This window comes from Serratia bockelmannii (assembly GCF_051803255.1).
Classification (GTDB): Bacteria; Pseudomonadota; Gammaproteobacteria; order Enterobacterales; family Enterobacteriaceae; genus Serratia; species Serratia bockelmannii.
In genome coordinates this window covers 153,945-175,104 of sequence record NZ_CP196512.1, presented here as the reverse complement: position 1 = coordinate 175,104, position 21,160 = coordinate 153,945, and the positions used below count along the sequence as shown (strand labels likewise).

General features: G+C 62.3%; 12 protein-coding genes. 3 read left to right on the top strand and 9 right to left on the bottom strand.

Annotated features, from left to right (window positions below):
* Positions 1 to 55 precede the first annotated feature (55 nt).
* Together rhlB and ppx are read left to right on the top strand one after the other, a co-directional pair.
* Positions 56 to 1,342 carry an ATP-dependent RNA helicase RhlB gene (rhlB, locus tag ACSJLU_RS00790; protein ID WP_025304853.1) on the top strand — a complete coding sequence of 429 codons (1,287 nt, stop codon included), beginning with the start codon at positions 56 to 58 and terminating at the stop codon, positions 1,340 to 1,342.
* A gap of 5 nt (positions 1,343 to 1,347) precedes the next feature.
* The gene (gene ppx, locus ACSJLU_RS00785) at positions 1,348 to 2,844 is read left to right on the top strand and encodes an exopolyphosphatase (protein WP_043142260.1); all 1,497 of its coding nucleotides are present in this window, start codon (positions 1,348 to 1,350) and stop codon (positions 2,842 to 2,844) included.
* Between the two features lie 32 nt (positions 2,845 to 2,876).
* Here the strand turns inward: ppx and rep are convergent, their stop codons facing one another.
* Entirely contained in the window at positions 2,877 to 4,901 is a 2,025-nt protein-coding gene (gene rep / locus ACSJLU_RS00780) for a DNA helicase Rep (RefSeq protein ID WP_043142264.1), read from the bottom strand.
* Positions 4,902 to 5,010: 109 nt separating this feature from the next.
* On the opposite strand from rep, the gene ppiC reads away from it, so the two are divergent.
* A complete protein-coding gene (ppiC, locus tag ACSJLU_RS00775; RefSeq protein WP_004934175.1) occupies positions 5,011 to 5,292 on the top strand; it encodes a peptidylprolyl isomerase PpiC in 282 nt (93 codons plus the stop codon).
* A 26-nt stretch (positions 5,293 to 5,318) separates the two neighbouring features.
* Here the strand turns inward: ppiC and ACSJLU_RS00770 are convergent, their stop codons facing one another.
* The 8 genes from ACSJLU_RS00770 to bcsQ all read right to left on the bottom strand — a co-directional run bounded on the left by ACSJLU_RS00770 (position 5,319) and on the right by bcsQ (position 21,160).
* Complete coding sequence (locus tag ACSJLU_RS00770) at positions 5,319 to 6,821, bottom strand: M16 family metallopeptidase (protein WP_025304850.1); 1,503 nt, start codon at positions 6,819 to 6,821, stop codon at positions 5,319 to 5,321.
* 261 nt (positions 6,822 to 7,082) lie between these two features.
* Positions 7,083 to 8,369: a dicarboxylate/amino acid:cation symporter gene (locus tag ACSJLU_RS00765; RefSeq protein ID WP_016929514.1), complete on the bottom strand. Its 1,287-nt coding sequence runs from the start codon at positions 8,367 to 8,369 to the stop codon at positions 7,083 to 7,085.
* 273 nt (positions 8,370 to 8,642) lie between these two features.
* Entirely contained in the window at positions 8,643 to 10,649 is a 2,007-nt protein-coding gene (gene hmsP / locus ACSJLU_RS00760) for a biofilm formation regulator HmsP (RefSeq protein ID WP_025304849.1), read from the bottom strand.
* Between the two features lie 228 nt (positions 10,650 to 10,877).
* Positions 10,878 to 14,351, bottom strand: coding sequence for a cellulose synthase complex outer membrane protein BcsC (gene bcsC / locus ACSJLU_RS00755; RefSeq protein ID WP_342096845.1), 3,474 nt, complete (start codon positions 14,349 to 14,351; stop codon positions 10,878 to 10,880).
* A complete protein-coding gene (gene bcsZ / locus ACSJLU_RS00750) occupies positions 14,333 to 15,445 on the bottom strand; it encodes a cellulose synthase complex periplasmic endoglucanase BcsZ (protein ID WP_043142331.1) in 1,113 nt (370 codons plus the stop codon). The genes bcsC and bcsZ overlap by 19 nt, the downstream gene beginning before the upstream one ends.
* Before the next feature lie 5 nt (positions 15,446 to 15,450).
* Entirely contained in the window at positions 15,451 to 17,757 is a 2,307-nt protein-coding gene (gene bcsB, locus ACSJLU_RS00745; RefSeq protein ID WP_089181522.1) for a cellulose biosynthesis cyclic di-GMP-binding regulatory protein BcsB, read from the bottom strand.
* A 62-nt stretch (positions 17,758 to 17,819) separates the two neighbouring features.
* Positions 17,820 to 20,423, bottom strand: a complete 2,604-nt coding sequence (gene bcsA, locus ACSJLU_RS00740; protein WP_060434820.1) for a UDP-forming cellulose synthase catalytic subunit — start codon at positions 20,421 to 20,423, stop codon at positions 17,820 to 17,822.
* On the bottom strand, positions 20,420 to 21,160 hold the full coding sequence (gene bcsQ / locus ACSJLU_RS00735) for a cellulose biosynthesis protein BcsQ (RefSeq protein ID WP_025304844.1): 741 nt from the start codon (positions 21,158 to 21,160) through the stop codon (positions 20,420 to 20,422). Before bcsQ ends, bcsA begins: the two co-directional genes overlap by 4 nt.

The following is a 21,160-nucleotide window of genomic DNA, read 5'->3' as shown; positions in this document are numbered from 1 at the left end:
TATTTCAACGGATGTGCTTTCGTAAAGCAATAGTTAGCTGATATTCTACCACACTATGAGCAAAACACACTTGACCGAACAGAAGTTTTCCGACTTCGCCCTGCACCCGTTAGTCCTTGAAGCCCTTGAGAAAAAAGGGTTTCACAATTGCACGCCTATCCAGGCGTTAGCATTGCCGCTCACGCTCTCCGGGCGTGACGTTGCAGGTCAGGCGCAAACCGGTACCGGAAAGACGCTGGCGTTTTTGGCGTCTACTTTTCACTATTTGCTGACTCACCCGGCGAAACAGGATCGCCAGACCAATCAGCCGCGCGCCTTGATCATGGCGCCTACGCGTGAACTGGCGGTGCAAATCCACTCCGATGCTGAAGCGCTCTCCCAGAGCACCGGCCTCAAACTGGGCCTGGCCTACGGCGGCGACGGCTACGACAAACAGCTGAAAGTGCTGGAAAGCGGCGTGGACATTCTGATTGGCACCACCGGCCGTTTAATCGATTACACCAAGCAGAACTATGTCGATCTCGGCGCGATGCAGGTTGTCGTGCTGGATGAAGCCGATCGCATGTACGATCTTGGCTTTATCAAAGACATCCGTTGGCTGTTCCGCCGTATGCCTACGGCCGATCAACGCCTGAACATGCTGTTCTCCGCTACCCTGTCTTATCGCGTACGCGAACTGGCCTTTGAGCAGATGAACAACGCCGAATATGTTGAAGTGGAACCGGAACAGAAAACCGGCCACCGCATTAAAGAAGAGCTGTTCTACCCGTCCAACGAAGAAAAAATGCGTCTGCTGCAGACGCTGATCGAAGAAGAGTGGCCGGATCGCGCCATCATCTTCGCCAACACCAAGCACCGCTGCGAAGACATCTGGGGCCATCTGGCCGCCGACGGTCACCGCGTCGGCCTGCTGACCGGTGACGTGGCGCAGAAAAAACGCCTGCGCATCCTCGACGATTTCACCAAGGGCAACCTGGATATCCTGGTCGCCACCGACGTCGCCGCGCGCGGTCTGCACATTCCCGCCGTCACGCACGTCTTCAACTACGATCTGCCTGACGACTGCGAAGACTACGTGCACCGCATCGGCCGTACCGGCCGAGCAGGCGCCAGCGGCCACTCCATCAGCCTGGCGTGTGAAGAGTACGCGCTCAACCTGCCGGCGATCGAGACCTATATCGACCACAGCATTCCGGTGAGCAAGTACAACAGCGATGCGCTGCTGACCGATCTGCCGGCGCCGAAGCGCCTGTCGCGTCCGCGCGGCGGCAACGGCCCACGTCGCAACTCCGCGCCTCGTCGCGGCGGCGCGCCGCGCAGCAACCGTAAACGCCCGAGCTGATCGCCATGCTCAGCTCCAGCACGCTTTATGCTGCCATCGACCTCGGCTCCAACAGCTTCCACATGTTGGTGGTGCGCGAGGTGGCCGGCAGCATTCAGACTCTGGCGCGGATCAAGCGCAAGGTGCGCCTGGCGGCCGGGCTGGATCAGCACAATCACCTGTCGCATGAGGCCATGCAGCGCGGCTGGCAGTGTCTGCGGCTGTTCTCCGAACGCCTGCAGGACATTCCGCGCGAGCAGATCCGTGTCGTCGCCACCGCCACGCTGCGCCTGGCGTCCAACGCCGATGAGTTCCTGCAGGTCGCCGAGCAAATCCTCGGCTGCCCGGTGCAGGTGATCAGCGGCGAAGAAGAGGCACGGCTGATTTATCACGGCGTCGCGCACACCACCGGCGGGCCGGATCAGCGGCTGGTCGTCGACATCGGCGGCGGCAGCACCGAACTGGTCACCGGCACCGGCGCACAGGCATCGCAGCTGTATAGCCTGTCGATGGGCTGCGTTACCTGGCTGGAGCGCTACTTCAGCGACCGCAACCTCGGGCAAGAAAACTTCGAGCGCGCCGAACAGGCCGCGCGCGAAATGGTGCGGCCGATCGCACCGCAGCTGCGCCAGCAAGGTTGGCAGATCTGCGTCGGCGCTTCCGGCACCGTGCAAGCGCTGCAGGAGATCATGGTGGCGCAAGGCATGGATGAACGCATCACCCTGCCCAAGCTGCGCCAGTTGAAACAGCGTGCCATTCAGTGCGGCAAGCTGGAAGAACTGGAGATCGAAGGGTTGACGCTGGAGCGCGCGCTGGTCTTCCCGAGCGGCCTGTCCATTCTGCTGGCCATTTTCCAGGAGCTCGGCATCGAGAGCATGATGCTGGCCGGCGGAGCGCTGCGTGAAGGCCTGGTTTACGGCATGCTGCATCTGCCGGTGGAGCAGGATATTCGCATCCGCACCATCCGCAACCTGCAGCGCCGTTACCTGATCGATACCGAGCAGGCCGAACGCGTGAGCCAGCTCGCCGCCAATTTCTCGCAGCAGGTCGCCAACGAATGGCAGTTGGACGCACGATGTCGCGAGCTATTGCACAGCGCCAGCCTGATCCACGAACTCGGCCTCAGCGTCGATTTCAAGCAGGCGCCGCAACACGCCGCCTACCTGATCCGCCATCTGGACTTACCCGGCTTTACCCCGGCGCAGAAAAAACTGCTGGCCACCCTGCTGCAAAACCAGAGCAACCCTCTCGACCTGTCGCTGTTGAACCAGCAAAACGCCCTGCCGCCGCGCACCGCGCAGCGTCTGTGCCGCATTTTGCGCCTGGCGATCATCTTCGCCAGCCGCCGCCGCGACGACACGCTGCCGGCGGTGCGTTTACGCGCCAATCAGGACGATGAACTGACGGTGATTTTGCCGCCGGGGTGGCTGGAACAGCATCCGCTGCGCGCCGAGGCGCTGGAGCAGGAAAGCCACTGGCAGAGCTACGTCCACTGGACGCTGCGGTTGGAAGAACAACGTTGAAATGACCAGGGCGCGATGAGCGCCCTGTCTTTTTAATTCCCGCCTTTGGCCTTGGCCAGCTGGGCGCGGATATTGGCCAGATGGCTCTGCCCTTTCTGCATCCGCTCCTGCGGGCTCACCACTTTGCGCTCGGTTTCCCACGCCAAATCGTCCTGCGGCAACTCCAGCAGGAAGCGGCTCGGCTCCGGCCGCACCAGCTCACCGTACTGACGGCGCTCGCGGCACAGGGTGAAGATCAGCTCTTTTTGCGCGCGGGTGATCCCCACATAGGCCAGACGCCGCTCTTCGTCGACATTGTCTTCGTCAATGCTGCTCTGGTGCGGCAGCAGGCCCTCTTCCATGCCCACCAGGAACACGTAAGGGAACTCCAGCCCCTTGGAGGCGTGCAGCGTCATCAGCTGTACCTGATCCAGTTCTTCTTCGCTTTCGCCGCGCTCCATCATGTCGCGCAGGGTGAAGCGCGTCACCACCTGGGTCAGCGTCATCGGCTCGTCCAAATCGTTGCCTTCCAGCATCTCCGTCATCCAACCGAACAGCGTGTTGACGTTCTTCATCCGCATTTCGGCGGCCTTCGGGCTGGTCGAGGTTTCAAACAGCCAGCTTTCATAATCCACGCCGCGGATCAGATCGCGCACCGCCGCCACCGGCTCACGTTCCGCCTGTTGAGCGATGCCGCCCAGCCAATGGGTGAAGCGCTGCAACGATTCCAGCCCGCGCCCGGTCAAGTGCTGGCTCAGCCCCAGATCGAAACTGGCGTGGAATAAACTCTTGTTGCGCTGGTTGGCCCATTCGCCGAGCTTCTGCAGCGTCGCCGGGCCGATCTCGCGCTTGGGGGTATTGACGATGCGCAGGAAGGCGCTGTCGTCCTCCGGGTTGGTCAGCACGCGCAGGTAGGCCAGCAGATCCTTGATCTCGGGGCGCGAGAAGAACGAGGTGCCGCCGGAAATCTTGTACGGAATGCGGTTCTGCATCAGCATCTTTTCAAACACCCGCGACTGGTGGTTGCCGCGGTACAGGATCGCATAGTCGCCGTAGTTGGTCTTTTTCACGAAGTGGTGGGCGATCAGCTCCCCCACCACCCGCTCGGCTTCGTGCTCCTCGTTGTTGGCAGTCACCACTTTCAGCTCTTCACCATACCCCAGCTCGGAAAACAGCCGTTTTTCAAACACGTGCGGGTTATTGGCGATCAGGATATTGGCCGCCTTCAGAATGCGCTCGCTGGAACGGTAGTTTTGCTCCAGTTTGATCACCTGCAGCGCCGGGAAATCCTCCTTCAGCAGCACCAGGTTCTGCGGCCGCGCGCCGCGCCAGGAGTAGATCGACTGGTCATCGTCACCCACCACGGTAAAGCGCGCGCGGTTGCCCACTAACAGCTTCACCAGCTCGTACTGGCTGGTGTTGGTATCCTGGTATTCATCCACCAGCAGGTAGCGGATGCGCTGCTGCCAGCGTTCGCGCACCTCTTCGTTGCGTTGCAACAGCAGCGTAGGCAACAGGATCAGGTCGTCGAAGTCCAGCACGTTGCACGCCCGCATATGGGCGTGGTACAGGCCGTAGCAGTGGGCGAACAGCTTGTCGCGCTCCGAGCGCGCCAGCTCCGCCGCCCGCTGGGGATCGATCAGGTCGTTTTTCCAGTTGGAGATGGTCGAAATCAGCTGCGCCACCAGCGTTTTATCGCTTTCCAGCCACTTTTCGGTCAGCTCTTTCAACAGCGCCAGCTGATCCTGGTCGTCGAACAGCGAGAAGTTGGATTTCATCCCCAACGCCACGTATTCCCGCTTGATGATCTCCAGCCCCAGGGTATGGAAGGTGGAAATCATCAGCCCGCGCGCCTCTTTGCGCCCCAGGGTTTGCGACACGCGCTCTTTCATCTCGCGCGCGGCCTTGTTGGTAAAGGTCACGGCGGCGATGTGCCGCGCCTGGTAGCCGCAGTGGTGGATCAGGTGGGCTATCTTGTTGGTGATAACGCGCGTCTTGCCGGAACCGGCACCGGCCAACACCAGGCAGGGCCCGGTAACGAATTCGACGGCTTGTTGTTGGCTGGGGTTTAATCGCATGGTGCTGGCTTGCTCGGCTGTAAAACGTGGAAGGGAATTGTAGCAGAAAGCGCCGACGAGATTTAGCGGGTATAATCAGCGCAATTTTCGCATCGACAAAGGCAATACCATGGCAAAAACGGCGTGCGCCCTGCACATTCTGGTAGACAATGAAAAGCTGGCCAACGAGCTGCTGGCCAAGCTGAAGCGCGGCGTCAGCTTCGACACGCTGGCGCGCAAATACTCGAGCTGCCCGTCAAAACGCAACGGCGGCTCGCTGGGCGAGTTCAACAAAGGCGCGATGGTGCCGGCGTTCGATAAAGCGGTGTTCAGCATCCCGCTGCTCAAACCTTACGGCCCGGTCAAAACCCAGTTCGGTTACCACATCATCAAGGTGCTGTACCGCAACTGAGGGGGCCTGAGCCCCCCTGCGGCGAATTACTGCGCGCTGGCGTCCGTCGCCGGCGCTGCCACCGCGGCGTCGGCCGGCTTGGCTTCTTCCGTCACCACCGCCGGCGCCGGCATCATGATGCCGTCATAGGTTTCCTGCAGCTGCTTCATGCTCATTTCCGGCTCGCCCTTCGGCTGCATCAGCACTAGCGTCGCCTCCTGAGAAAGCTGCAGCTTCAGCGCCTGATTCAGCGTCTCCAGCGTCAGGCTGGACAGGAACTCCTGGCGCAGCTTCTGATACAGCTCCGGCGCGATATCCACCACCCCGCTCTGTTGCGAGCGCAGACGCTGGCTCATCAGCACATCGGTGTCGGTACGGGCGTAGGTCGCGAACAGCTTGCTCAGCTGATCGTTTTTCTGCGCCAGCAGCGCATCGAATTCTTCTTTCGACAGGCCGTTGTCACGCACGTTGGCCAGCTCGCGGGCAATAAAGCCCAGGCTGCCGTTCAGATTGTTGTTCGGCGTATCCAGATGAATGGCGCACTGCCCTCGTTGATACTGCACGCGGCAGTCAAAGCCCAGATGCAGGCTCTTCTGTTCGCTTTTTTCCAGCGTCTGCTGGAGATGCCAGAACAGCGCCTCGCGGGCGAGATCGCCACGCCAGTAACGAAGCAGGCTCTGCGAATCGCGAATCGGGTGCCACGGCGAATCCCACATGATCGACAGCGTATCCTGTTTCACCTGCTCGCTGATCAGACTCACCGGCTGCTGCGGCAGGGGTGTCAGCGTCGGCATCGGGGCCGGGGTTTCACGTTTGCCTTGCAGCGGCGAGAACGCCTTGTTGATCTGCTCGCCCAGGCTGCGGCTGTCAACCTTGCCGACCACGAACAGCGTCATGGCATCCGGGGTATACCACTGTTGGTAGAATTTCTTCAGCTGCTCGAGGTTGACCGGCCGTTTTGCCGGCTGCGCCGGATCGTGCGCCAGCAGCGTCGAGCCTTTCAGGCGGTAACGCCACCAGACGTCTTGGGTATTAGGCGGGAAAGTGCCGACCGGATTGATGCTGGAATTCATCACCGCATGCACCGTATGCTCGTCGATCGCCAATTTGCCGGTGGTATCCGCCAGCCAGGCCAGCGCTTCTTTCAGCAGGTCGGGCCGGTTGTTCGGCAGGCTGAGGTTATACATGGTGAAATCATACGAGATGATAGCCGGCGGCAGCGGCCGCTCGTTGTCCACGCTCTGCTGCCACAGGGCGCGCAGCTGCGGGGCCGTGAAGCTTTCGCTACGCGCCAACGCCAGCCGCGGCAGCAGATGAGCAAAGCCGGTCTGCTGCGAAGACTCCACCAAAGAGCCGGTATTGACGATCAACCGCAGTTCAACGCGGTCACTCGGCCGCTGCGGCGTATCGAGAATCTGCCATGAAAACCCGTTGGCCAACGCCCCCTGCTGCCAGGCAGGGTCGGGTTGTAGTGCTTCAGCCTGCACGCTGCTACTGGCTGCAGCCAATAGCAACCCACCAACTATAAGATGAATTCTGGTGCCCTGCATGTGAACCCCTACTTAATGACTATCCAATTTCTTATGCAAATGCGTGTATTCCATTCAATGGAATCATAAAAATACGCCCTGAGTTTCACGGTGGGGCGGAAAGCAGAAAGTGTACCACCGTGTTAGACCGCGCGCCTTTGCGGATGTCACTCATTAGAGTGAAAAATAATGGATTGCGGGGTTTTTAATGCAAAAAATCGTTACGAGGCAGGGGGAAGAACCTCACCGGCCGCGGATGCGGCCGGTGATTTACCGCCGATATCAGGCGGAAGGCAGCGTTTTGTCCGCGCCGGTGTTTTTGTTGTTCAGCGTGTCTTTCAGCTGTTTTTCATCCAGCTGGTTACACCATTTTGCCACCACCACGGTCGCCACCCCGTTGCCCACCAAGTTGGTCAACGCACGGGCTTCCGACATGAAGCGGTCGATGCCGAGGATCAGCGCCAGGCCGGCCAGCGGCAGGTGGCCGACGGCGGAGATGGTGGCGGCCAACACGATAAAGCCGCTGCCGGTGACACCCGCCGCCCCTTTGGAGGAGAGCAGCAGCACCACCAGCAGGGTAATCTGATGCATGATGTCCATGTGGGTATTGGTCGCCTGCGCGATAAACACCGCGGCCATGGTCAGGTAGATAGAGGTGCCGTCCAGGTTGAAGGAGTACCCGGTCGGAATAACCAGACCCACCACTGATTTCTTGCAGCCCAGCTTCTCCATTTTATCCAGCATGCGCGGCAGCGCGGATTCGGACGACGAGGTCCCCAGCACGATCAGCAGCTCTTCTTTGATGTAGTTGACGAATTTGAAGATGCTGAAGCCGTTGGCGCGGGCGATGCTGCCCAACACCACCACCACGAACAGGATGCAGGTGATATAGAAGCACACGATCAGTTGGCCGAGTTGCACCAGGGTGCCGACACCGTATTTACCGATGGTAAACGCCATAGCGCCGAAGGCCCCCAGCGGCGCCAGGCGCATGATCATGTTGATGATGCCGAAAATCACCCGTGAGAAGCTGTCGATCACGTTGTAGATCAGCTGCCCTTTGTCGCCCAGACGATGCAGGGCGAAGCCGAACAGTACCGCGAACAGCAGCACCTGAAGAATGTTGCCACTGGCGAACGCGCCGATCACGCTGCCGGGGATGATGTCCAGCAGGAACGGAATGATGCCCTGCTGCTGTGCCTGCTCGGCGTAGACCGCCACCGCCTTGGCGTCCAGCGTACCGGGATCGACGTTCATGCCGGCGCCCGGTTGCACCAGGTTGACGATCACCAGACCGATAATCAGCGCGATGGTGCTGACGATTTCAAAATACAGCAGCGCGATGGCGCCGGTGCGCCCCACCGCCTTCATGCTTTCCATGCCGGCGATGCCGGTCACCACGGTGCAGAAGATCACCGGTGCGATGATCATCTTGATCAGTTTGACGAAGCCATCGCCCAGAGGTTTCATCTCGGCGCCGAGGTCAGGGTAGAAATGGCCAAGCAGGATACCCAGCGTGATCGCCGTCAGTACCTGAAAATAGAGGCTCTTAAAGATCGTTGTTTTCATATGAACATCCTATGGGGGGAAGACACGCACCAGGCAGCAGTCTAAAAATCCAGCCTGTTCATTGCTTGCGCGGAAAATAACACCCACTTAACAACATGGAAATAATTTGTTGCACCCGCCCCTGAGGGTTGATGTGAATTTAAGAGCTGAAACGCGTCAGTCGAGGTGCAAAGCTGAAAATTGCGTAAGCCTTTGTTTGCACTAACGCAAAAGAGGTAGATAAAGAATAGCGATTTTCGGACGGGGAAAAGTACCGGAAAGGTCACGCGGCGCTCACGGCGCCGCGCGGCAAAACTCGGCTTCGAACGCTTCGCGCGGCAGCGGCCGGGCGAACAGGAATCCTTGCCCGCTGCGAATGCCGTGCTGCAGCAGCCAGTCGCGCTGCCCGGCGTTTTCCACGCCTTCGGCCATCACCGGTAACGCCAGCACTTCGGAGATCGAACTGACGATACGCGCCATCGCATCGTCGGCCGGCAGCCCCTGAATGAAGCTGCGGTCGATTTTGATCAAATCGATCGGCAGGGATTTCAACCGGTTCAGGTACTCCAGGCTGGAGTAGCCCATGCCGAAGTCATCTAGCGCGATAGACAATCCCAGATCGTGCAGCTCACGCAGCAGCGCCAGCGCGTGGTCGAGATCGTCGATGCGTACCGTCTCGGTGATCTCCAGCAGCAGCTTGCGCGGATCGATCCGATACTGCGCCAGCAGGTTTTTCAGATGCGGAACAAACGCCTCATGTTGCATCTGAATACCGGAAACGTTGACCGCCAGCGGCAGCGCAATGCCGCGTTGCTGCCAGTCCGCCAGGATGCGGCAGGACTCTTCCAACACCCAGTTGCCGAGAGGCACGATCACACCCAGCTCTTCCGCCAGCGGGATAACGTCGGCCGGCAGGGTATAGCTGCCGTCATACTGCTGCCAACGCAGCAGCGCTTCGGCGCCGATCACCTCGTTGGACTGCATGTCGATCTGCGGCTGCAGGAACAGCGTGAAATGCCGCTGCTCGATGCCGTGCAAGATCTCGCTCTCCTGGGTCAACCGCTTCTGCGTGCGTTCCGTCAGGCTGGGCTCGAAGAACAGGATTTGATTTTTTCCTTCGCGGTGCGCGGACATCATCGCCGAGGTGGCGCTGCGCAGCAGCTGTTCCGCACTCTCCCCCTGATTGAGGTAGTGCGCGATGCCGATACTGGCGTTGGGCCGCAGCGCCAAACCTTCCAGCGTCAACGGCGCGTTGATCTCCGCCATGATACGCCGCGCCAGCTGCATGGCGTGGAACGGCCGCTCGATGCCCTTGGCCAGAATGGCGAATTCGGTATTGCTCAGCTGTGCCAGCACGCCGTTTTCGTCGATGCAGCCGCGCAGCTTCTTCGCCAACGCCAGCAGCAACGCTTCACGCATCGCCGGGCTCATCACGCCAGACGCTTCATGCAGCGTCTCGATGCCGATCACCAACAGGTTAAAACGCTCGGGGCGCAGGCTGGAGGCGATATGCTGTTCCAGCAACGCGTTCAGCAACGCCGGATTTGGCAATTCGGTCACCGGGTGGCGGGTGCTCAGGCGGCTCATGTCGGCATGCGCCTTGGCCAACGTCTGTTGATTGCGGTTGTAGTTGCGCACCAGCAGGCCGAGCTCGTCGTCCTGGTGCAGCGCCGGCAGCATCAGTTGGTGATAGGGCGCTTCGTCCTGCGAGATGTTCTCCAGCTCTTTGGCCATCGCGCGCAGCGGGTGCACCATCAACCGGTTCATGCACCAGGTGATGGCCACCGACAGGATCAGCGCCAGCAGCAGGTAGGTCGACAGCATGGTCGACAAAATGCTGAGGATAAACTGGTACATGCGGAACGAATCGGCCTGCAGCACCAGATAGGCCAGCGGCTGCTGGTTGGCCGGCACCCGTTCCAGCGAATAGAGCGGCACGGAAATTTGGATAGGCAGTTCAAACAGCCGGGCGATCAGCGTCGGCACCGGCCGCTCCGGCGGGAAATTGGCGTGCAGCGCCTGAAACTCGTTCGGCAAGACGATATCCGCCCGACTAAGAATGCCGACCGGCAACAGAGTGTTCAGCACCCTTTTGGCTTCCGGCACGTCCATCCGCAGCACCGCTTCCGCCAGCGGCTGGCGCACGGAGTGAGCGATATTCTCCAGTTGCTGGGCGTAGTCATCCCTGCGCTGCTGCACAAAGTGGAATAACTGGATCACGATAAAGATGCAGATCGTGACCAGCGCCACGCCGGACACTGTCGCCATCTGCTTAATCGTTAACGAACGCCTGACCCGCAAACCTGCTCTCCGTGAAATCGGGCTAAAACAAAAAGGGGGCTGACTCTCACCCGCCCCCTCGAACCGGGCTGAGTATACTCGATCATCGGCTGTTTTTATCTGGCTATGCCGCAGGCAAAACCAAGAAAATCGCGGGTTTCAGTCTTTTCCTAAAGCGAACAAACACGACCCGGACACAGGGTAACAAAACTCCCCGGCGTCCGACACTCCGAATCTTTCCCCTTCCGACTACTTAAAGTCGGCGTAAGGCGTCAGCGGCTGCGGCGGCAAATCGAGATCCCCCTGCCAGCCGGCCAGGGAATAGCGCAGATAAATCAACGCGTGGCTCGGCGTATAGTCCTTCGCCTGTTGAATGTCGATGCCGGCGCCGAGCGTCCAGTGCGAACTGAGACGGCGTTCGACGATTGCCCGCAGGGTATAACCGACGCCGCTTGAGGAGCTGCCGTCCTCGACGGCGAACTTATCGGGCAACGAATCCGGGATCAGCCCCTGCAGTGGATAACGGCGCTGGCTGTCGGTTTTGGAATGGGACAGCGAAACCGAACCGCCCAGCTCCCACGACCAGTTCTCGGTGCGCTGACGGTAGTTGACCGGCAGCGACAGAGACAGATATTGCTGCGGGCTGTAATAGCCGCCCTGCCCCAGCGAATAACCACTCAAATCCTTCTGGTAATGCCACAGCATGGTATTGAGCCCGACGCTCAGGCGGCGATTGTCTTCGTTGATCAGCTTGTAGTAGTAACCGGCCATCAACCGCTGCCGCTGGTTGTCCGCCACATTCTTGCCGGTAATCTGGTGCGCGCTGAGATCGGCCCATACGCCGTTCGCCTCGCCGCGATCGTAGCTGGCGCTCAGGCTGACGCCGGTGGCGCGCACGCCGCCCCAGGTGGTACCGGTGTTCGGATCTTTGGCACCGCCGAACGCCAGCAGCGAGCTGGAGATCGGCCGCCGCGAGGCCGCCAGCGTCCAACCGATGTGGTTCCAGTCGCCGCTGTAGGCCAGGCCGCCGGTCCAGTCGACCACCTCAAAGCCCATCGGCGTCGTGCCGATATCGGCGGCCCAGCGATCGTTTTTCCAGCCGGCCGCCACGCTGGTGCCGGTGGTTTTCTGGTGTTCATCGCCGCGGCACCCTTGCGTGTGGCAGGTGCCGAAGGTTTCGTAGTATTTGCCGCTGCCGTCGGTCGAGAAGCGGCCGGCATCCAGCTGCACGGTGTCGGTGCGCAAGAAGGCGCGCCCGTCATACAGCGGCATGTCCACCTGCAGCATGGTGTCGTGCGCGTTGAAATCGGAAATGCCACCGGTGCCGCTCGAGCGCCAGTAATCGTGATCGAGCGTGACGTTCACGTCTTGCTGTCGATACAGATCCGCGGCGTCGGAGCGGATGCCGCGTTTCAGCCAGTCGTCGCCCGCGTTATTGCGCGTCAAATAAGTGTAGCTGTCATTATCCTGCGGCAGCGTCGGCGTGATGCCGCCGGCCACCATCGCCTGCCGGAAATCCTGCTGCGCCCGCTCAGGCTGTTGCTGAGCCCGCTCCAGACGGGCGGCGTCACGGTAGATCAGCGCCTTGGTCTGCCCGACGGGTTCTGAAGCCGCCGCCGTTTTCAGCCGGCCGAAGAGCGCGTCGGCCTGCTGCGCATCGCCGACCGCACTCCAGGCGTTGGCAACCCGCCGTTGGCTGTTGAGCGAAGCGTCTTGCGGCTGCGGTTCGGTTTTCAGCCGCTGGCGCGCCGCGTCAAGATCTCCCTGCGCCACATAGGCTTCGATCTCGCCCAGCTGCGCATCCGGATTGTTCGGTTCACGGCGTTTCACCCGCTGATAGTCGTCCAGCGCCGCCGCATACTCCCCGCGCGCCAGCGCCCAGTCGGCGAGCAGCAAATCGATGCGCGTGTCCGCCGGCTGCCGGCGCAGATAGGCTTCCGCCGCCGGTTCGTCACCGGCCGCCCGCAGCCCTTCGGCATGCGCGATCGTCGCCTGCATTTTCAGCCGCTGCGCCAGTTCGCGCATGTTGTCGTTCCACTGCGCCGCCGGCAGCGTATTGAGCTGCGCCAGCGCCTGCCGGTCGCGATCGCTGCCGGAAAGATAGAGCGCATAGGCGTAGGTCAGCTGCGGATTGGCGTGCTGGCGCTGCGCCAGCTGCCGGAACAGAGCGTCCGCCTGCTGCGGCTGCCCAGCCTGACGCAGCGCCTGCGCGTAGCGATAGGTCAGCCAGACATCGTCGGGATCCATCGCCTGGGCGCGGCGATAAATTTCCACCGCCTGTTGCCACTGTTGCTGCTGCGCCAGCGTCTCCGCCTGCTGTTTCAACATGTCGAGCCGCAGCCCGTCGAAGGTGCTGCGCAGCTTGGCCTGTTGGCTGCGCGGCAGGCCGCTGAGGTAGGCCAACGCTTTTTCCGGCGACTGCCGTTGATAGATATTCACCAGGCCGCGCAGCGCGCTGCCGTTGCCGGGATCGCGTCGCAGCGCCTGCTGATAAAACCCTTCCGCCGCGGCGTCATCCTTGCTCGCCACCGCCACATCGCCCAGGCCGATAAACGCATCGCCGTCGCTGTCGTCGAGCTGGCGCGCCTGCTGATATTTCTGCCGGGCCAGCGCGAGATTGCCTGCCTTGAGCGCTTTGTCGCCCTCGTCGATCGCCAGCCAGTAGCCGGTGCTCTTGATCAGGCTTTGCCATTTGCCGCTGCCGTAGCCATTCTTGTCGGCGGCCAGCGCCTGGCGAAACAGCTTCAGCGCCTGCGGGCGGTTACCGGCGCGCGAATAGGCCTGGCCGAGCGCGCCCAGCACCTCGGCGTCGTTCGGCGCTGCCGTCAGCGCCTTTTGCAACGCCGGAATGGCCGCCCGGCTGCCACCTTTATCCACCTGCGCCAGGCCGCGCACCCGCGCCTGATAAGCCGGATCGGCCAACAGTTTCTGTTGTCTGGCCAGCTCTTCACGGGCGCGGGTCGCCTGATCGCCGGTATCGAACACGCCGAGGAAGCGGTTGAGCGCCGCCACGCTTTGCGCGTTGACCGGCATCGCTTTGACCTTGTCCAGCCACAGATCGGCGGCATCGCCGCGCCCGGCCGGATCGGCGGCGATCTTCTGCAGCAGTTCATAGGCCTGCGCGTCCTGATTCTGACTGAACAGCATGCGCGCCAGCGACATGCGCAGCGCCACGTTGCCGGAATATTGCTGGTCCAGCGCCTGCAACTGCTTTAACGCCTTCGCCTCCTGCCCCGGCAAACGCGCCACCAGCCGCCAATACTCCACCGCCAGATCGAGCGTCGGCGGCTCGCCGTGGAACAGCGCATCGTACTGCGCCTTGGCCTCCGGCAGCCGGCCGGCGGTCGCCATCAGGCGGGCCTGCTGCAGCTTTTGCCGGGTTTCCGGCTGGGTCAGCAGCATGTTCATTTGCGCCTGGCGATAGGCGCTGGACTGCGGCGCGAGAGTTTTCAGCTTGTCCAACTGCTGTTGCGCCAGCGCCATGTTGCCCTGCCGCAGCGCCAAACGCATGCGCGCGGCGATCACGTCCGGGTTATTCGGATCCATCAGCTCGAGCCGGTACAGCGACTGGCGCACCAGATCGTCCTTGTTGCCGGCCTCGCCAATGCGCACCTGCTCCAGCAGCCACTGCTCCGGGGCCACGGCCTCCGCGGCGCGCGCCTGCGGCAGCATCGCCAGGCTCAGCGGAATCAAATTCAGCCAGTTTATTTTGAAGTTGTGCATTGGCCGTCCCACGAGGGTTGCAATTCACCCTGACGATTAAAGCGATAACGTTGTTGATCCCACCCCTGACCGAACAGCGTCAGCGAGGCGCTGAAATAAGCGTCGTCACCCGGCGGATGTTCGCTGATGCGTTGCCGCTGTGTCGCCAGCGCCTCGGCCTGCGTCGCCAACATCGGCAGCATTGAGGCGGAAAAGCCGACCGGGCCGTCACCGGTGGTTTTGCCGCTGGCGGTATCGGTTTTCTCCGGCGGCACACCCTGTTTGGCGGTGAGCTGCGCCATCGGCTGGAAGCGTGCGAGCAGCGCCGCCTTATGCTCATCGTCGTCCGCCAGCATGCCGGCCCACAGATAGACCCGAATCGCGTCGTAGCTGCCGACGTTCGGCTTGACGGTATCCGGCTGCCAGCCGGTGCCGACTCGCCACACCACCCAGTCCGGTGAGAAGCCGTGCGGCGCGCTGTCCAGCCACAGCCGCTGATTGACCTGGCGCATCGCGCGCCACGGGCCGTTCAGCGCCGCAAAACGCGCCAGCAGCTGCGGCGGCAGGTAGCTGGGGTTCAGCCGCCAGCGATCTTCCGCCACAAACCCGACTTTGCCCGGCAGCAACATCAGGCCCAGGCCGGGGATGTCGGCCACTTCCTCGCGGCCGATGCGTTGCAGCAGCAGCGTTCCCAGGGTTTGATAACGCCGGCTTTTCCACAGGCGGCCGGCTTCGAGCAGGTTATAAGCGATCCACAGATCGGCATCTGACGCCGAGTTGGCGTCCAGCACCTTCCACTGCTTGTCGTCGCTCTCGCCCCACAGCCAGGCGGGCAAACGGGCGCTGAGATCGCCCGCCGCCAGGTTGTTCTCCGTCCAGGCCAACAGCCGATCGAAGGTCGGCCGGTCGTTGGCCACCAGAGCGAAGAACAGGCCGTAACTCTGTCCCTCGGAGGTGGTGATCTTGTTCGGACTGCTCGGATCGATCACCCGCCCCTGCGGGCTGATGTAGAATTGCTTGTACTGTTGCCAGCCCGGCCACTCGCAGACCGCCGCCGCGCTGAACGCACACAGCAGCAGCATGCCGAGCGACAGGCGTTGCAGCATCGCGCTCACCGCCGTCAATCCCGATCTTCAGGCGCCAGACGACGCCGGCTGAAGGCCTTCAGGCCGCGCCACAGCATCAGCCCCAGGATCACCACCAGCACCACCGCGATCACCGCCAGCAGGACCGGATGGGTGGAGAGGGCATACCACAGCCGCTCCCACCACGGCAGGTGGCCGACATAGTAAATATCGCCGACGCGCAGGCTGTTGACCCCTGATTCGCGGATCACCGCCACCGAACCAAACACCGCGGCGCGCTTGCCGCTGTCCAGCAGGGCATTGTTGAGCAGCTCATAGCCGCGCGGGCTGTCCGCCAACAGCGCCACGATGCTGCGCTGGTCGTTGAACGGCGACTGTACGCCGATGATCGCCGACATTGCGCCCTCGGAGCTGACGGTGGTCTTGCTGTCCGGCTTGGTGTCCTCTGCCAGCACTTCCGCACTCGGCAGCGGCGGCTGCCGCGTCGGCTGTTTCACCCAGCTTTGGGTCGCGTCCACCAGCAGACTGATTTTCTTGTCGTCGCGCAGCGCCGGCGGAATGGTGCCGACCATCAGGATGTCGTCGTCGCGATCCTTGGCCTGCGACCAGTCGTCGCTCAGCGTGAAGGCCAGCGCCGGATAACCGGTTTGCGCGCCGATCACACCCAGCGCGTTCAGCAGCGCGCTGACCTGCGCCGGCTGCGGTTTCTGGTTCACCAACACCAGCGTTTGCGACAGATCCGCCAGGCGGCTGAATGGGAAGCCGGCGTTGGCGAAGGCGCGCAGGTCCGGCATCGCCATAAAGTGGCGGTAGCCGGAGAAATCGATGGTAGACGCACCGTCGATCACCGCATGGTTTTGCGTGAAGGAATAGGTTTCGCAGCGCCCTTCCGCGCCGCTGGCCAGCAGCGTGGTGTAGTCAAAGTCAAAACGCAGCTGGTTGGTAGCCCCCAGCCGCAGCGCCGGGATATTGACGTTCTTGTCGGAGTCGAGCAGCCCCTGCGTCAACGGCAGGCGCAGCAGCTGCGCGCCCTGTTCGTGTTCCGGCACCAGCGAGTACGCCTGCACGAACTGGTTGTTCAGGCTGACGCTCAGCCGCGAACCGTCCTGAATGCGCGGCGCGGTATAGCGGTATTTCAGGTGCATATCGATGCCGGTGCTGCGGATCAGGAACAGGTCCGGCGGCAGGTTCATGGTCAGCGAAATCGGGCCAGGCTCGATGCCGCTGGTTTGCAGCTGTTCGGCATATTGCTGCAGCTCGGCGAAGGTCATCGGCCGATCGGTGCGCACCCAGTTCGGCGCGTCGTAAGGCTGGCGCGGCGCGAGCTGTTCCACCTTGTCCACCGTCACGTTCTGGCCGCGGAACAGAATGTTGCCCTGCGCGATGCCCTTCACCGCGGTGATCAAATCGTTGTCGTCACGCCCCTGAATCAACAGCAGTTTGACGTACGGATTGTCGGGGTGGCTGATCATCTCCACCGTCGGGCCGTTGACCGCCGGATAATCGCGCAGGAAATCCGGGCGCTGCGAGTTGGTGGCGAACACCACCGCGTGCTGCGTCGGCAGCGCGTTGTACAGCGTCGGGAAGGATTGCCCGCGCCACTGCGCCTTGCTGCCGAACCAGGAGGCCAGAATACCCGCCGCGCGCTGCTGGGTGAGGTCAGGCTGGCCGGCGAACACCATCGGCAGCGTCAGCGGCCGATTGTCACGGCTGTCGAAGAACGGCTCAGGGAAGTGCGACAGCTCGTTTTTCACCGGCAGCGTCTGGAAACGCAGCTTCAGCGCGCTGGACTTGCTGACGTCGAGCCACAGCGAGGTGCTGGCCGGGTTTTCGCAGATGTTCTGATAATGACCGACGAACACCAGCCGGACGCGGTTAAAATCGGTGATATAGCGCGGATCGATCACCATCTGGATGCGATTGGGCTTGCCCAGTTGCTCTTTGGCGAGGGTAGTTACGCCCATCAGTTCGTCGTTCAGATAGACCTTGACGTGCGACTCCACCGGGATCAGCGCCGGTGACGGCGTAAACTCCATATCGAGCATCGCCTGCGAGACCACCTCATCGCTGCGCACGCCGAATTCGATCTGTCCGTCCGGCCGGGTACCGCGCAGAACAAAGGTGCCCGGCGGCGGCGCTATCTGCGCAAACGACAGCGATACGTCGCGCACCGGCGCATTCGGATCCTGCGGTGCGGTGGCCAGCGGTGGCGCGGTCGCCGTATCGGCCGCCGCGGCGATCGGCGGCTGGGCCGCCACGGTCGGCGCGGTGGCGGTTTCGGCCTGCGACAGGGTACTGATGCCTAAGGCCAGAGCAGTTAACCAGGTTATTTTTCGCGTCATCGTATCATCATCAATGTTGGAGCCTGTTCACCGGGCGAGTGAGCGGGCGGTTGAACTCGCAGCTAACCCACTGTTTCTTGTTGACCCAAGGTCGGATCCCTGCCGACGCCGCGCGGAATAAACGACACGACCCAGGCGGTCAGCGACGTGACCCCGACCAGCAAACCGCGCACCAGCGGCGGCGCGTAGTCCGCCATGCGCACATAGCCCCGGAAGCCCAGCGCCAGCACGTCGCGCAGGCTTTCGATCGGCCGGTCTTCAGGGAACCCGTCCTGCCACAGCGCCCAGGTATCGGCGCGGGCGAAGGTGCACTGAATGAAATCGATGTGTTCACGGGTAGAGAGACTGACCAGACGCACCCCCACCTTGTTGCCGAAGGCGCGCGTCACCACGCAGGGGAAGCTGTACTCCTGCTGGCCACGCTTGAGCAGCAGCGAGGCTTTGTCGCCGTCTTTCAACGCGTTTTCCACTCGCATCTCAATGCCCACGCCGCCGTCGGAGTAATCGCGCAGCGTGCAGGGGTAGAGGTGGCCGTCGGCACGCGCGATCGCCGCCGGCATGGCGATCTCCACGCGGTGCGCCTGACGCACCTGCTTGGCCTCTACCGCCACCGCCACCGCGCCGCCGAGAATGGTCATGTTGTACAGCACCCACACCAGGCTGATGATCACCGTCATCACCTCGTCCGTCGGGCCATAGGCCAGCCGCCAGGCGCCGAACGCCAGCCCGGCCAGGTTAAGGATCACCAGGAACATATAAGGTCGGGTGATCACCCAGTCTACGTGCTCCTCCTCCACCAGTCCGCCCTTGGCGGTGACGTTGAATTTGCCCTTGTGCGGATTGAACAGCGCCACCGTGGTCGGCCGCGCGATATACCAGGCCAGCACCGTTTCATAGATTTCGCTCCAGAACGAATGGCGGTATTTCCCCTGGATACGCGAGTTGGTCAGGCTGGCGTGGATCATGTGTGGCAGCACATAAAGCGCGATCGCCAGCGCCGGCGCGAAGATGATGTAGGCATGCAGCAGCAAAAACGCCAGCGGTGCGGTGAGGAAGATCAGCCGCGGAATGCCCGACAGGAAGTGCAGCATGGCGTTGGCGTAGCACAGGCGCTGCGCCAGTTTCAGCCCCTTGCCCAGCAGCGGGTTGTCGAGCCGGAAGATCTGCACCATGCCGCGCGCCCAGCGAATGCGCTGGCCGATGTGCGCCGACAGGCTTTCGGTCGCCAGCCCGGCAGCCTGCGGAATGCGGATATAGGCCGAGGTATGCCCGCGCCGGTGCAAACGCAGCGAGGTGTGGGCGTCTTCGGTGACGGTTTCCACCGCGATGCCGCCGATCTCGTCCAGCGCGCTGCGGCGCAAGATGGCACAAGAGCCGCAGAAGAAGGTGGCGTCCCACATGTCGTTGCCGTCCTGCACCAGCCCGTAGAACAAGGTGCCCTCGTTGGGCGTCTGGCGGAAACGCCCCAGGTTGCGCTCGAACGGATCCGGCGAGAAGAAGTGGTGCGGGGTCTGCAGCATCGCCAGCTTTTTGTCTTTGAAGAACCAGCCCATGGTCAGCTGCAGGAAAGAGCGCGTCGGCACGTGGTCGCAGTCGAAAATCGCCACGAACTCGCCGGTGGCCTGCTTCAACGCGTTGTTGATGTTGCCGGCCTTGGCATGTTCGTGGGTCGGCCTGGCGATGTATTTCACCCCCACTTCGGCGGCGAACGCACGGAATTCGGGGCGATTACCGTCATCAAGGATATAGATATTCACCTTTTCCTTCGGCCAGTCGATGCCCAGCGCCGCATAGACGGTCGGCTTCACCACCCCGAGGTCCTCATTGTAAGTCGGCACCATCAAATCGATGGTTGGCCAGGTCGCGCTGTCAGCGGGCAACGGCACCGGCTGGCGATTAAGCGGCCAGATAGTCTGGAAATAGCCCAGCACCAGCACCACCCAGGCGTAGGTTTCCGCCACCAACAGCAACAGGCCGCACACCAGGCTAAGTGGATCGTCCCAGTTCAGCGTGGCGGTATAGCGCCACCACAGGTAACGGCAGGAGACGGTCAGCGACAGCACGATCAGCATCAGCGCAGGCAAGCGCCCCGGCACCCGGCGCACCACCATCGCGATCCCCCACAGCAGCACGACGAACACGAATTGCGCCGACAGATCGAACGGTTGCGAGATGCACAGCATGGCGAGGATCGCCGCCAGCACGCCGACCAGAATAAACAGCGCGCGTCGCATGCCGCGGTTCATGCGGCCGAGGCGCTCTACCGAACGCTGTTCCACGCCGGCGTTTTTCAGCCGCTGCGGCAGGCCCTGCAGCCAATCGGCGTAGCGCTGCTGCAGCCGACGCCACCCAGCGAAATAGTCACGCTGCACTGGCGCGCGGCCGCTGCGGAACAGCAGTAGCCACAGGCCCTGCAGCAGATAGCGCAGCGCATCCGCCGGGCGTGGGCGTTCGGCGGACAGATGCGGGAACCAGTAAGCGCGGCCGGTACGCACACGCTGCCAGGCCGGTGATTCAAAGCGCAGCAGCATCCACCCCAGCGCCACCAGCAACGTGGCAAAAAACGCGGTCAGCGCCGACGCGCCGTTGCGGCGATAGCCGCGGTAGCGCGCCTGCACCGCCTGACGCACCGGCGGCACCAGCAGCAGGCTCAGCACCCGGCTCATGGCGCAACACCCCGTTTGAGGTTGATCAGGCACCAGTTGGCCAGCGTCAGCACTTCATCCGCCGCCAGACTCTCGGGGCGGTACTCGCCCAGCGGCTGTTTGACCGCCAGCGCTTCCGCCAGCGCTTCATCGCGGTGGATCACCACCGGCAACAGACCGCTCAGGGTTTGCAGCCACAGCTGATGCAAATCCTGCTGCAGCTGGCTGGCGGAGGAGTAGTGATTGACCAGGAACCGGCAGTCGTTCGGCAGCGTCTGCTGATGGAGCCGTACCTGACAGTTGGCGTCGGGGTTCAACAGCATGAACACGCTGTCGGCTAGCTGCAGCGCCTGCTGCGCCAGAGCGCCGTCCCCGATCGGAACATCTAATAGGATCCAGCGCTGCGGATCGCCGGCGCTCAGTTGGCGCAGGTTGTCGCGCCAGCGTTCGGGCAGCTGCTGACACTGACGCTGCACTTCCAGCCGTTCCGCCGCATTCAGGCGGCCAAACGGCAGAAAATCGAGGTTTTCACAATAACGCAGCGCGCCTTCCTGCCAACCGCCGCCGTCCTGCTCCGCGCGGGCCCAGCCGCGTGCCAGTTCGAACGGCGTGTTGAAATGCAAGCGCAGCAGATTATCCGGCGTGAAATCGATCGCCAACACCGACTCACCCAGCTGCTGCAACGCCCAGGCGAGCGCCGCCGTGACCGACGTCGTCCCCATCCCACCCCGCAGCCCTTGCAGCGCGATCACCGGCAT